Source organism: Herbaspirillum sp. RTI4 (assembly GCF_034313965.1).
In the GTDB taxonomy this organism is placed as follows: domain Bacteria; phylum Pseudomonadota; class Gammaproteobacteria; order Burkholderiales; family Burkholderiaceae_D; genus Herbaspirillum.
In genome coordinates this window covers 2487545-2501731 of the sequence record NZ_JAVIWQ010000002.1, presented here as the reverse complement: position 1 = coordinate 2501731, position 14187 = coordinate 2487545, and the positions used below count along the sequence as shown (strand labels likewise).

Here is a 14187-nt window from a genome sequence, read left to right as displayed (position 1 = left end):
GCAGTGATCACTGCGGAGGCACAAAGTGCTACACCAGTTATGGTGCAAACGGTAAGGCAATAACTCTGTCCGACTCACTCACTTCCCGCTTTCCTTCCGCCTCATCAAGCATCATCAAATTGGCGCTGACAGTGTTCAGCATTAAATGCAGATTAGCTTTCAGAAAGTACAACTTTCCGGCTTTGACATCGAGCGCTATCTCGGCCTTGTTTGTCGAGAGAGCATTAATGCGATATTTTCCCGCTGCGATATCGATGGCGGCATAAGTGAACGGAGCGATATCCGCAACTGCTTGGCCATTCACCAGGAGCGTCATACGCTGCTCGTGCACGCTGACGAAATCGCGGATCATGTACAGGCGAGCCATGCCGTTCGTCGGCGTAATAAATTGTTTCGCTTCGGCATCCTGCGCTGCAGGTGCCAACGGCACTACGACACAAGGCAATTTCAACACGAAGTGGTGGCAGGCATTGTCAGCGTGGGCATGGGCATGCACGGTGACGGACAGCGTGACCAGCGTGAAGAAAACGCAGGGAAATATTTCTTTTAAAAATTTTCTTATATATTTTTCCATCGTTTTTCCTGCAACCTTGACGGGCATTTTATTTCGATCTGCACTTCTGCAAAATTTTTCTGCAGTGACATCGAAGCTGCAAAATTTTAACAGTCGGTGCTACGTCGCAACATGAACAAAACATTACCATTTGGTTAGGAAATTTTTTGGAGATGCCGCTAATGAAGGGATATAAATAGGTAAAACAAAGTTGCCTGTTCAGGCATGGAGGGCATTGTCGCCAGGAAATGAGACGCGCAATAGGTGAAGCAGGAAGGTTTAAATAATCGGGAATTCCATTTGCACCATCAAACCCGGCGTAGCATCGGCAAGCTCAAGCGTGCCGCCATGCAAATGAACAATTGCCGCAACGATGGATAGTCCCATGCCATTTCCCTGCTGCTGATGATCGAGTCGGTAAAAACGCTGTAAGACATTCTTGCGTTCCTGCTCCGGAATACCGGGACCGTTATCGGCAACTTGCAAAATCAGTTGACGTCCGCGCTGCATGGCATTGACCGTGATAGTGGTCGGATGACCTGCGTATTTCAGGGCGTTGTCCAATAGATTAGCTAGTGCGCTTGCCAGCAACTGCCTGTCACCGCGCAGATGGGGACTGCCGTCGACTTTCGTGATCAGCTTGACGTCCATCTCTTCTGCTGCCGCATCATAGAGTTCGGCAATGTCGCGAATCACTTCCGACAAATCTACTAACTCAAAGGACCGACGCCGCATGCCGGACTCTGCCTCTGCAACCTGAAGCACCTTGTTCAGTAGCGAAGTTAACTCATTGATTTCTTCAATGGCGAATTGCGCTGCGGCACGCATTTTTTTCTCGTCCGCATCGTCGCGTAATGCTTCGTCGAGGTGCGCGCAGATTCGACCCAGCGGCGTACGCAGATTGTGGGCAATGGTATTGGAGACATGGCGCACGCCGTCCATCAGATGCTCAATTCTGTCAAGCATACGATTGAGATCCTGACTCAAGCGGGAGAATTCATCGTCGTCGTCGGACACGACAATGCGACGACTCAGATTGCCGGTTTCGATTTCTATCGCGGCATGGCGGATCGTTAAAATTTTGCGCTCTATCCGGGAACGCAAAAAAATGGTTCCCACAGCAGAAAGAAGTAATGCCAGCAAGCCGCCGCCAGCGATGGCGCGCCAGATGAGTGCGTTGATCTCGTTGAGGTCATTCATGTCGCGCCCGACTACCAATAAGGCTCCGTCAGGCAGGCGACGCGATAACATTCTGGAAAACGAGGGCCGATTGTTGCGCACCACTTTCTGATCAATTACCTCATCCAACTTTGGAAATGAGGCCAGTACACTGAGATTGCCCGCAATTTTTTGTCCCTCGGTATTGATGAGCAGATAAATTTCGGTATCCGAATCCACATCGTCACTCAGGTATTGTTCTATTTTTTCTCCGACATGAATAGTGCCGCCATGCGCGTACGACTGTGTCAGGCGATCGGCTGCCGACGTAATTTTGTTATCAACATTTCTCGCCAAAACACCGGCAGTACCGAAATAAAAAACGAGAGAGAGCAGTAATATCGCAAGCGCGATCAAACCGCCGCAAATCAGGGATAAGCGCAGCGCTTCAGAGCGCCAGAGTTTAGTCATTGACCGCAATCATGTAGCCGACACCACGCACGGTATGCAGCAAAGCAGGTAAAAAATTTTTGTCGATTTTATTGCGCAGCCGGCTGATTTGAACGTCAATCACATTGGTTTGCGGATCGAAGTGATAGTCCCAGACCCCTTCTAACAGCATGGTGCGTGTCACCACCTGCCCCTGATGGCGGACGAGATATTCCAGCAAACGGAATTCTCTTGGTTGCAATTCAATGGACTGGTTGGCGCGAATAGCGCGCCGCGTTCTCAAGTCGAGCCTGAGATCGGCCACGCGCAATTCATGCGATTCATCCTGAATGCCGGCACGCCGCAGCAGTGCTTCGCAACGCGCGAGCAATTCGGCAAAAGAAAAGGGTTTGCACAGGTAATCATCACCACCACCACGAAGGCCCTGCACACGGTCGTCCAGACTGGAAAGCGCGCTGAGAATCAGTATCGGTATGGTCTTGCCGGTTTCCCGTAACGCGGTGATGATCGATAAACCATCGGCATTTTGAGGAAGCATGCGATCCAGAATAATCAAATCCCATGCTTCATTGGCGGCGCGGTTCAGTCCCACCACCGCATCGTTGCACCAGGCAACGGTGTGCCCGTGTTCTTCCAGCCCGTTGCAAATGTAGCGGGCGGTATCGCTGTCATCTTCGATTATCAGGAAACGCATGGTTAAGCCCGGGCTAAACAAGCGAGCAGTTTAACAAGTCTCAGCCTGAAATTCGGATTAAATAAGACAACCTAAATTCGCGCTTCAACAATCATCCCCAATATTTAACCATGCAGGATGCGGGCATGAAAGGCCAGATGATCTTCCATGAACGACTGGATGAAGTAATAACCATGGTCATATCTGGCGTGCAGCCGCAAGTCGAGTGCTTGCTGCGCCCGCTGACAGGCCTCTTCAAAATGTTGCGGAAATAATTGCGCTTCCAGAAATTTGTCGCCCAGACCCTGGTCAATCAGTATGCCGTGCGGAAATGGCCTGCTGGCCTGACTCATCAGCGCGCTGGCATCGTAGGCGGCCCAGCTTTTACGATCCTCGCCCAGATAATTCGTGAAAGCCTTTTCTCCCCACGGCGACAAGCTGGGAGCGGCAACTGGCGCAAACGCCGAGACGGAGCGATAAACCTCCGGCTGCCGCAAGGCCAGCACCAATGCCCCATGACCGCCCATCGAGTGACCGAATATGCCGATCCGACCGGGTGCTGCCGGAAATTGCTCCATGATCAGGTTTCGCAATTCCTGCGACACATAGGAATACATGCGGTAATGCTGACTCCACGGCGTTGTGGTCGCATCCAGATAAAACCCGGCGCCGACACCGAAATCCCAACTGTCAGATTCGCCTTCGATACCCGCACCGCGCGGGCTGGTGTCGGGCGCGACCAGCATGATGCCGTGTTGCGCGGCATAGCGCTGCGCACCGGCCTTGGTGGGAAATGTTTCCTCGTTGCAGGTCAGTCCGGCCAGATAAAACAGAACCGGCACCGGGCCATGCGCTGCCTGCGGTGGCAGAAACACAGAGAAGCGCATGGGCAAACCAATTTCAATCGAATCATGCCGATAAAAAAATTGGGTTCCGCCCCAGCATGAGTGGGAGCTGATCAGTTCCATTGCCACGCCTTAATATTCGACGACGGTGCGGATAGACTCACCGCTTTTCATCAGATCGAAACCTTCGTTGATCCGCTCCAGCGGCAACTTGTGGGTAATCAGATCGTCGATATTGAGTTTGCCTTCCATGTACCAGTCAACGATTTTCGGCACATCGGTGCGACCACGCGCGCCACCGAAAGCCGACCCTCTCCATACACGTCCTGTCACCAATTGGAAGGGACGCGTGCTGATTTCTTGTCCCGCGTCAGCCACGCCGATCACGATCGATTGACCCCATCCTTTGTGGCAGCATTCCAGCGCCTGACGCATGGTGTTGACGTTGCCGATACATTCAAAACTATAATCTGCGCCGCCGTCGGTCAGGCCGATGATGGCATCGACCACGTTGCCGACTTCCTTCGGATTAATGAAGTGCGTCATACCGAATTTGCGCGCCATTGCTTCGCGTGCGGGATTGAGATCGACGCCGATAATTTTGTCTGCACCGACCATACGCGCCGCTTGTATAACGTTGAGCCCGATACCGCCCAGACCAAACACCACCACATTCGCGCCTGCTTCTACTTTGGCGGTGAACAGCACTGCGCCGACGCCGGTGGTGACACCGCAACCGATATAGCAAACTTTGTCGAACGGCGCATCTTCGCGGATTTTAGCCAGCGCAATTTCGGGCACCACAATGTAATTGGAGAAGGTCGAAGTCCCCATGTAATGGTAGATAGGTTTGCCGTCGATGGAAAAGCGGCTGGTCGCATCCGGCATCAGTCCCCTGCCCTGCGTGCTGCGTATCGACTGACACAGATTGGTTTTTTGCGAGAGGCAGAATTTGCACTGGCGACATTCCGGCGTGTAAAGCGGGATTACATGGTCGTCTTTTTTGAGGCTTTTTACACCCGGGCCGACATCGACCACGATGCCCGCGCCTTCATGGCCCAGAATCGAAGGGAAGATGCCTTCAGGATCAGCGCCCGACAAGGTGTAGTAATCGGTATGGCAAATGCCGGTGGCTTTGATTTCCACCAACACCTCCCCTTCTCTGGGGCCGCCCAATTCCACTTCTTCAATTGTCAGGGGTTGTCCTGCTTTCCAGGCAATAGCGGCTTTCGTCTTCATGGGGGTCCTTGTGCAGAGGGGATGGTGCGGATGCAGCGGATGACCGCTGGTGATACCGATCGCTTTGGCGACGGCGCAATGGGGAAGCGCAAAACTGACAGGCATTCGGCATGATCTTAGCGATCCGCCTGTGTGCCGGGAGCATGATTATCGCATTCTTGGACGAAGCTGACAGGAGCGCCCCCGATCCTGGTTTTGATCGAGGGCGCGGGTGGTGCGGGAGTGGCGCTGAGATTAGTGCTGGATGGGTTATGGGAAAGAAGAAAAATTTACCGGGACAAGTACAAGCAATTTTCTTGTGCACATTCTTTATTATTCGAATTCGATAAGTTTCGATAAGTTTTTAATTTTTTAATTTTTTCAAATTATCTGAATTTGCTATTTATCACAGCGCAGCATTTTACTATTTATCACAGCCCAACATTTTTTTGCCTCGCTCGCGGTAGGCGCAACTTGTATTTTTGATGACAACTCTGGATTTAAGCTAACTTGTGAAACGACATCGATATCTAAAAATGCTCCTTGTGGGTGAAAATTATTTGCTCCGAATTTCATATCTGAAATAATTCCAATACCAGTATCATCTTTATGATTGCATGAGTATATTGATATTATTCCATAACAAGCCTTACCTTCAATAACACCTACAGGTATAAATTCCTCTAATTCATAATGAGAGTTTAATTTTTGTATGTAACACCCACTACGAACACCACCACCAAATTTAATAACGGGGACAATATAAAATTTATCATTTACTGTTTTAACCTTCACTATCTTACTTGTGTCCACATAAACTTTTTCATTTAATTCTTTAGTCGCCTCTTTAATTTCCGATATTTCTTTTTTGTTTTTTAATGCATCAACAACTATATCTTTCGCAAAAGATATCTGCACATATAAATTAATAATTAAAAATACAATTAAATTTTTTTTCACTCTAATTCCTTATTAAAATTAATTCCTTATATTTTTTACAATTTATATACCGTCATTACTTTTTAAAGGAGCACTCTCGATCTTGGTTTTGACCGAGAGCCTGGGCAAGGTGAGAATTTAATACGGAAGAAGCTTTATAAATCGGAAAATATTTTCCGCAGTAAGTGCAGGTATTTCGCTGGTTAAGATTCGATAATATCTGGCATTTTTAAAATTATCAGAATTCACTATTTATCACAGTTCAGTATTTTTTTTGCATCACTCGCTGTAGGAGTGACTTCTAACATCGCTGATAACTCCGAATTCAAGCGGACTTGTGAAACAACATCGACATCTAAAAATGCTCCTTGCGGATGATAATTATTTGCCCCAAATTTCATGTCTGAAATAACTCCAATGCCAGTATATTTTTTATTATTACATGCATATATTGAAATTATTCCATAGCAAGCTTCACCTTCAACAATAGCCACAGGAATAAATTCTTCTAATTCAAAACGAGAATTTAATTTTTGTATGTAACATCCACTACGAACGCCGCCACCAAATTTAATAACAGGAACAACATAGAATTCGTCATCAAAATTTTTTATTTTCACTATTTTTCTTGTGTCAACATAAACCGTTTCATTTAATTCTTTGGTCGATTTTTTAATTTTTTACATTTTATTTTTATTTTTATTTTTTAATGCATCAATAGTTATATTTTTGCAAAAGATATATGCGCATAAAAATTAATAATTATTTAAAACAATTAGAATTTTTATCATGATAAATTTAAATTAAATAAATATAATTTTAAATATTTATATTTATTTTAAATATAAATTAAAATATTCTTTTAGTTTTTTTCTCCATCAAAAAAGATCCAGATTAAAAATCACCGTAATAATCTTTTTCGCATACAAATTTACCAATCTTTTGTTTGTTTTTTATGACATCCAAAGTAACGTCTCCCCTCATTGGATCAGTAACCACATAAACAAAACCATAATTCTCAAACCATATTGCATTGGCAGCGTTTCCTGACCATAAAATATGTGCCCTATTGAATTTATTGTCACTACTTCCTTTAAATATAAACTCGACTTTTCCAGGACTTCCAAATCGATATTCAAGATATTTTGATTGAGAATTTATTTTTGACTCGCAAAATGATATTATTTTCTTTCCTGTTCTACATGAAAAATAAATATTTTCATCTTTTTTGCAATGTGTTTCTATTTCTTCTGATTTTGCCATATTGATTGTCAATATTAAAATTAATATAATACATTTATATAATTTTTTCATTTAAATGCCGGATAAGTTAAATTTGTAAAATTAGATTTTCTTTCTTTTAAATTGGCTTTTCCAATATTAATCTTAAATGTTACTTTTTCAACCACATCTTCACTTGACCCCTCGTCTGCAATAGTCTGAATTGAATTGCTAGCCCAATACCAAACGGCAGACCTTACATCATAGGGGAAATTTTTTATTTCTCCTGGATTTTTTATGAAGTTTGGACTTGGAGTACCCCAATAATTCTGGTACTCGTTTTCAAATTTAGTGTAATTATTCTTTCCTGTTAATTGAAATATTCCTCTTCCTCTATATAGCCACCCATCTCCAGTCGATGGAGGCCCATTTCCTTCTCGATTTCCATAAGCTTTATTTGCAATATTTTCTTGATTTGCTAAGCGTGTTATTTTTCCTGTTTTTTTACAAACGGAACGCCCATCGTTCAGGGCCTCCTCAGGATTTTTTTTGTAGTACCGAAATAAAGATTTTAATTTTTCTGGCAAATAATTAAGATTCTCTTCAGAAGCTTTTAAATGCGACCCGGCCTCTTCACGGACCTGGGCAAAGAAATGTGCGCGTCGCAATATTGTATCGAGCTTATATTTTTCTAAATCGGTATTCAATTCATCTGCTACTTCTTGCAAATAATTTCCTTCTGCTCCTGGAAATATTTTTTTTAATTGACTCAGTGTGATCGTGTCATTTTAATATTTATTTCTATGCGTTCGTTCTCAAATCATATATATCCTTTACGCGTATTTCGTAAAAAATATCCAATGATTATAATATTTTCGAATGTTAATAATATAATATATATTATATATACCAATATTATCTTAAAATTCATTATTTTTAACAAATATATCCAAAATAGTAAAAATTAAAAATATTATATTTTATGTATGGCAAAGTTTTTTGTACTGATGCTTTATAATATCTTTCATTCTAGATGAGTGGACGAAGTGCCGTGCATCAATGGCATTTTCTTTTTGGGGGCGCTTCTGGTTCGGGCGGTGTCGGTTCGGGCTTTCCAATTTCATCATCTATGAATTCGATGCGATTTAATTGCTCTGTAAGTTCTTCAAATCCACGGTCTTTCAGATTGAATAATTCTATAACAGTGGTTCCGCCACAAAGTGCTTGCTTATCGCCAATAAGACAGAAACGCATGTTTTGAATCGGCTTATCTGTTGCGAGATAATCTTCGGTGACGCCTACTCCTTTCCAGTTTTTCCCATTAAAAAATTCGGCATGTATATTTAAATCAGGATATTCTTTCGCCCGAGCGATATCATCTTCATCCATACCGAGTTTTCCGTCTGGAGTTGTATATGATTCTCTTATTCCCTCCATCTTTTTTCCTGAGTAACAGCTAAGACTATAAAAACCGCCAGGTTCAATATGGATTCCAATTCCAATACCTTTGGGATTGAAGGTGATCATTTCACCTTTTACGAGGTTGAATTTTATTTTACAGTTACGAAGCTTGATGATCGCTGTACCGGGGCCAATAAATGCAGCGGCTCCAGGTTCAGTATTTATATCCAATAATTTAAATTTAGCATTTTTAGAGAAGGCTATTCCGGGATTCATCAAGCCACTACAGATTAATATTGCGCCAACTATTTTTACGATATTCATTTTGTGTCCCTTCTTAATATGACGCCCTCAGGGGTTTCTTTGATAGTCCTCCCCTCTTTTTTTGTGCTTCCTCCATGTTTAAATTGCGGGAAATCAAAAAGTACTGATTGCGCGACGGCATATGCCTGGAACCTTGCCTGGATACCATTAATTTTTTCAAATTTATTATTCGGCGAGCCAATATTAATTGTGGCGGCAATTTCTCCAAATGATTTATGCTCATAATAAATATATTTATTCTTTAAATTGCCTACCTCTTTTCTAATATTGGACGCTTCTTTGTCGGATTTGTTTATGGCGCCACTCCACATCCAGTATGCTCCTGCTGTATTTCCTAATTCATAAGGATATTCATCTTCTGTAATATTATCGCGTGATTCTCTTAATGATTTAGGGATAGCTGTTTTTGAATCATCCAAACCAGAATTGTCCCTGTCTCTGTTTGCAATTATTTGCGCAGCGTTGAGCTTTTCTTTTATTCTTCTATCAATTACTGTTCCTCTAAATTCAAAATATTTAATATAGTTATCGGGCCAAGTTAATTGAAAAAATCCTCGGCCATCCCATGGGCAATATTGGGCATCTTTATTTCCAAATTTATTGCTACCTTCACGAATCAACTCAAGCCATTGCGTTTCCTGCAACGCATTCCCATAAAATGCCGCCATGCGCGAAGGGTTGTTGACGCAGAATTTCCGGTTTGCCCTGTTCAATTCGCGCAGACGGTCGGGCCAAGGATTGTCGTCATCTTTTTTTGTCAGAACTAAAGACGGCGGGTTAACCGTCTCACTCACCCATTCTCCCTTCGATTTCCTCAGCGCCTTGGGAGGAATCAGCTGCTTGAGTTCGGCCACGCTCAGCCAGGCGCATTTCTTGAAGGTACGGATGAATTCTCCGGGGTGGAAATGCCAGTCCGCGGCTTTGAAGTTCGCCGGTAAGTTGCTCATGGCGAGGCTGTTGAGATGTGCTTCGAAGGGCGGCCAGACGTGCGCTTTGCCGCGGGCTTCGAGGTCGGCTTTGATGCAGCCGTAGCGCGTGGCGATGGTGTCCCGGTCCCATTCGTTAGGGAACTGGCAGATGGTACGTGCCAGTTTGGGGAGCACGTCGGGTCGGCCGATGCGCTGCGCCAGTGCGGCGTTGTCTCCGATAGACTTCGGGTCAGCCGGGTCGGCGATCAGGGCTTTGAGGGTGGGCGAGTCGCAGCGCTGGTCGTTGGGCTTGGTGTCGTCGCCGTAGCAATTCCATCCCATGAGAGGTAAAAAATCGGCTTCGCTAAAGACGTAGTTGTCGCAGTCGTGCAGGTCGGCCCAGAGGTCGACGCCGTCCACGGTTTTAATTTTGCGCCAGTGTACGGCGTTCTCCGGTAGCGGGTCTTTTTGCTCTGGCTTGGGGCCGCGCCCGAGGTTGCGGCCAAAGTGCAGTAGCTCAAACCAGCCACTGGCGCTGCTCGGCGATATGCCGGCTTTCACGACGCAGTCGTGGCGCAGCTGCGATTCCTTGTAGAGCTGGTATTCAAAGTCCGGTTCGCTGGTGGAATGGCCTCGACTGCCGTCGGTGCGGTAGGTGGTCAGCGTGGCCTGCCCTTTGGTGTAGTCGATTTCTACCCATTGCGCGGTGCCCAGGCGGGTGCTGCCGTGGGTGTGGTTGTGGTGGTGGGCGGTCGGCGTGGTGAAAATGACGGGGGTGCGCGCGGATAAGAAGATGTAAGTTTTACCGAATACGCTGTCGATGCGACCGTGGGCGCTGGGTTCGGTTTTCGGGTCTTTCCATTCCGGGCGGCGGCCGATGAGGTGCTGGAGTTCTGTGGTGTTGCAGCAGATCGAGAGTTCAATCTGGCCGTCGTGGCCGTAGATGTCGCCGGGTCTGCCGATGGCGTCCTTGCGGAATACTTTGCTGTTGACGGCCACGCCGGATTTGATCTGCGATAGATGCATGTAGGCCGAGTAAAACTTGACTGTCGTGAGCGTTTCTTCTTGCGCGCCGATGTCGGTTTCATGTTCGATGATGATCATGCCGTTGTCGGTCCAGCTGGCTTGGTCGCCGAAGGGGTTGTAGGCTTGCGGGTCGTCAGCATCGCTGACCTTGCTGCGTGGCGGGTGCACGAAGATGACTTTGCCGTCGGCAATGGCGCGTACGTCGGCGTAGACGTGTGGGGATTCCAAGGGGGCTTGCAGGTGGAGGCCGGTGTGCCACATCAGGCTTTGTCCGAGGGGATAGTTGCCTTCCGGGGCCAGGGTGCTTGATTCGGTGGCAGCAACGGTTTTTAAGCCATTGTCGAGAATGTGAGCGGAATTAGAAATGCTGGTTGGTCCTGTTGCGGCGACTAAGGCCGTTTTGTCGACGGGCGTTGAGACAGTCGCTGCGTGAGGGGGCCGTGTTGCGGAGGTGCTTGCGACCGGGGCGGCACGCGCTGCCTGCGCGGCAGCGGTGCTCGCCGGGTTGCGTAAGGCGCGGGGGGATGGGGTGTGAGGGTGTGGAGCGTGAGTGTCGATGCGCCCGCCGTTTGCTCCGGATATTTCAGTTGTTTCTTGTCCGGTTTCAGCAGCAGTTTTCTCGGGCGCTTCCGTTGCGTCATTTCCGGTACTGTCGGCGTCGTCGATTGCGTTTGCTGCTTCTACTTGTGAGGCAGGTGGTTTAATAATAAATGGAGGGCTAATTAGCATGGTTGTTCTCACATGGTCAGCAGGGTTGAGGGAGTGTTTGATTAAGCTACTGCGTGCTATGATCTCCAGTACAGCGTACTTAGCGCACTCAAGTACGGCTGCACTTTTTATTTAGAGATGGCCGCGTTTACCGCTCTTAATCAGAATTTTTTTAGATTGAAGCTTTCACTTTTTCTTTTAGTTCGCCGCGCTGAAATTTAGGCATGACAAAGAGCTGTTGCTGAGGCCCCGTCACATCCAACCCCGACGTATGAATCACCCGCTTGCCGCTGGTGATATCGGTAATGCCTTCGGCGCTGATCTTGATGGCGGAGCCGCCTGCGCCCAGCACGATTTCTTTTTTGGCGACGATTTCGATGCGGTCGCTGGTGGAAATCAGTCGCAGGACCTGTTCGGCAATCAGCTCCATGCTGTTGTGCTGCGCCTGCACGGTGACTTTGCCTTTACCGGCAATCTGGCGCAGATCGCCTTCGACTGCGAGTTGTTCGATATCGCCGCGCGCGGTGTGCAGGATGTGGCCCATGGCGTAGTGCTGCTGGTTGTTGCCGGCAACGGTGTCGATGTTGTGACCGGCGTAATGGGTTTGATCTTTGGGGGTGGCGCTGGCCAGTCCGGCGGCGGCACTGATGGCGATGACCGCTTGTCCGGCGGCAGCGGTGCTGGTGGAGCTGGTTTCCGGGCCGCTGCCCTTGCCGAGCGCATCGACGGCCGCGCTCAGATGTTGCTGCGGGGCGGTGTCACGGTGACTGCCGTGATGGGTGACGGCGGCACTGCCGAGTCCTTTGGCAATTTCGAGTGCTTGTTCCAGGCAATGCACCAGTTCGTCGCGACTGAGCGTGCCGCCGACCGCTTGGGCGCGACCGTCCGTCGTGAGCAGTAAACCCTTGCCGGCGCGCAGTGCGCCAGAGCCTTCGGTTTCCAGCGCATAGCCTTCTCCGCGCGCGTCCTTTCTTCCGTAGTTGTCCTCGATGCGGGTAATAAATCCCAGCGAAAGCTGGCTGTGCTGATGATCGCTTTTAAGCTGCGCCTGAATTTGATCGAGCGTGTCGTCGAGGATCAGATGATTACTGCGCCCACTCCCGAAGTTGCTTTTGCCGGGAATCAGTTCGCGACTGCGCAGGCCCGTTAACGCTTTCTCGCTCGGCAAATTCCAGGGCGGCGGGTTGCAGCCGTTATGCACGCTGCCGAGAATGAGCGGATGGTCGGGATTGCCGTCGAGCCAGGTGACGACGACTTCCTGCCCGGGTCGCGGCAGCGTGTGCAGGCCGTGCATGTTGCCGGCCCACGGTGTGGCCATGCGCACCCAGGCCGAGCTGAGCGGGGTTTTCTTGCCCAGCAAGTCCCAGTGAAATTGCACGCGCAGACGGCCGTATTTGTCGGTGGCGATTTCGCCTTGCTCGTAGCCGACCACCAGTGCGGTCTGCGTGCCGTGGATGCGGGTGTCGTTGCTGCAATAGCCGGGGCCGGGTCGCCAGACGATGTTTTTGCGGATGCAACTCAAGGTATTGCGGTAGTCGGCCGGTTCGTTTTCTTGCAGGTAGTTATTGGTGACGGTGTGACGCACGTCGATGATAAGGAAGCGTTGTTTTTCTTCGCGCACCTCGAAGCCCAGCAGATCGCGCAGGCGCGGATGTTTGCGCATCTGGAACCAGCGACCCGGGGCGACGTAGCGGTTGTTGCCCGCCATCGGGTGCTGTTTGGCCTGCGCGTCGGTTTCATCCATGCGGTAACGCGCCTGCGTTTCGCCGTAGCCGTTCTGACTGTGGTGGAGGCTATACGCGCCGACGTAATCGTGACTTTCGATCTCGGGGACGTTGTTGCCTTGCGCATTGGGGCTCGTGGCCCAGGCTTGATGGCTGGGCAGATGCGCGGTTTTGAAATTGTAGGCGGTGGTCGTGCGGCTGCCGGGAGAGATGATGCGCCCGGGGCGCCAGGTGTGGATGGCCTCGTGCTGTTCGGCGTCGTTGTCTTCGCTGTGGAAACGGATGTCGGGGGTGCCACCATCGATGGGATTGGCTTCCTGCGCGGTGTTGTGACACAGCATGAGCTGATGGCCGCGCTCGGTGTGTTCGTAGCGATAACTGAGACCTAACGCTTCCCAACGACGGTGCAGATAGTTGGCATCGGTTTCATTGAACTGGCAGCCCATGTGCATGAGCTTGAGATAAGCGTGGCCGCTCGGGAACGCATAGCGGTAGTCGCAGCGGATGGAGGGGTAGTGACGGAAGATTTCCAGCGCCTGATCGTTGAGGGTCTGGTGACAAAACACGGCGTTGTTTTTGCGCTGGCGCAGGAAGGCCATCCACGGCTTCAACACCATGCGGTAAAACACGACGTTGCCTTCGCAGCGCTCGAGGCCGAATTCGAACACGTAGCCGTTGAAGTAGCGCAGGCTGCCGTCTTTGCGTTTCAGCGACAGGGTGACCAGCTTGCCTAGCACCTCGGTTAAAGGAATGCGCGGGTCGTCGGACAGCACTTCGACGGTGTAGGTGAAATCGCGGGAAAGGCCTTCGTCGGCATCGAGGCGGTTGGGAACGAACAGGGCGTCGCGCTGGTAGCGTTCGGGGCCGCTCTGGGGGCAGTTGTTATCGGGGAAATCGAGGGTGAGGAGGCGTTTGTGCTGGCGGTTGTAGAGCCAGCGTTCGAGGTCTTTGATGGGGGGCAGCATTCGCGAGATCCTTGCGTCATGGGAATCTCACGCAGTTTAGGCATCTCTCAAAAACCGTCAATCCGTGCGCAATG

Annotated in this window: 12 protein-coding genes; all 12 read right to left on the bottom strand. The window is 48.9% G+C overall.

What is annotated here, in order from left to right; translation table 11 throughout:
- Nucleotides 1-37 precede the first annotated feature (37 nt).
- The gene (locus RGU70_RS11180; RefSeq protein WP_322209471.1) at nt 38-574 is read right to left on the bottom strand and encodes a DUF2846 domain-containing protein; all 537 of its coding nucleotides are present in this window, start codon (nt 572-574) and stop codon (nt 38-40) included.
- Between the two features lie 258 nt (nt 575-832).
- Nucleotides 833-2182, bottom strand: a complete 1350-nt coding sequence (locus RGU70_RS11175; protein WP_322209470.1) for a HAMP domain-containing sensor histidine kinase — start codon at nt 2180-2182, stop codon at nt 833-835.
- The gene (locus tag RGU70_RS11170; protein WP_322209469.1) at nt 2175-2855 is read right to left on the bottom strand and encodes a response regulator transcription factor; all 681 of its coding nucleotides are present in this window, start codon (nt 2853-2855) and stop codon (nt 2175-2177) included. Before RGU70_RS11170 ends, RGU70_RS11175 begins: the two co-directional genes overlap by 8 nt.
- A gap of 104 nt (nt 2856-2959) precedes the next feature.
- Nucleotides 2960-3802 (bottom strand): S-formylglutathione hydrolase, encoded by an 843-nt coding sequence (fghA, locus tag RGU70_RS11165; RefSeq protein ID WP_322209468.1) that lies wholly within the window; start codon nt 3800-3802, stop codon nt 2960-2962.
- Nucleotides 3803-3811: 9 nt separating this feature from the next.
- Complete coding sequence (locus tag RGU70_RS11160) at nt 3812-4918, bottom strand: S-(hydroxymethyl)glutathione dehydrogenase/class III alcohol dehydrogenase (RefSeq protein WP_322209467.1); 1107 nt, start codon at nt 4916-4918, stop codon at nt 3812-3814.
- Nucleotides 4919-5296: 378 nt separating this feature from the next.
- Nucleotides 5297-5857 (bottom strand): hypothetical protein, encoded by a 561-nt coding sequence (locus RGU70_RS11155; protein ID WP_322209466.1) that lies wholly within the window; start codon nt 5855-5857, stop codon nt 5297-5299.
- Between the two features lie 227 nt (nt 5858-6084).
- Nucleotides 6085-6456 (bottom strand): hypothetical protein, encoded by a 372-nt coding sequence (locus RGU70_RS11150; RefSeq protein ID WP_322209465.1) that lies wholly within the window; start codon nt 6454-6456, stop codon nt 6085-6087.
- A 274-nt stretch (nt 6457-6730) separates the two neighbouring features.
- Complete coding sequence (locus tag RGU70_RS11145) at nt 6731-7099, bottom strand: hypothetical protein (protein ID WP_322209464.1); 369 nt, start codon at nt 7097-7099, stop codon at nt 6731-6733.
- 47 nt (nt 7100-7146) lie between these two features.
- Nucleotides 7147-7785 carry a hypothetical protein gene (locus RGU70_RS11140; RefSeq protein WP_322209463.1) on the bottom strand — a complete coding sequence of 213 codons (639 nt, stop codon included), beginning with the start codon at nt 7783-7785 and terminating at the stop codon, nt 7147-7149.
- 328 nt (nt 7786-8113) lie between these two features.
- Entirely contained in the window at nt 8114-8782 is a 669-nt protein-coding gene (locus RGU70_RS11135; RefSeq protein WP_322209462.1) for a hypothetical protein, read from the bottom strand.
- Nucleotides 8779-11445 (bottom strand): M23 family metallopeptidase, encoded by a 2667-nt coding sequence (locus RGU70_RS11130; protein ID WP_322209461.1) that lies wholly within the window; start codon nt 11443-11445, stop codon nt 8779-8781. The genes RGU70_RS11135 and RGU70_RS11130 overlap by 4 nt, the downstream gene beginning before the upstream one ends.
- 151 nt (nt 11446-11596) lie before the next feature.
- On the bottom strand, nt 11597-14113 hold the full coding sequence (locus RGU70_RS11125) for a type VI secretion system Vgr family protein (protein ID WP_322209459.1): 2517 nt from the start codon (nt 14111-14113) through the stop codon (nt 11597-11599).
- Nucleotides 14114-14187 lie beyond the last annotated feature (74 nt).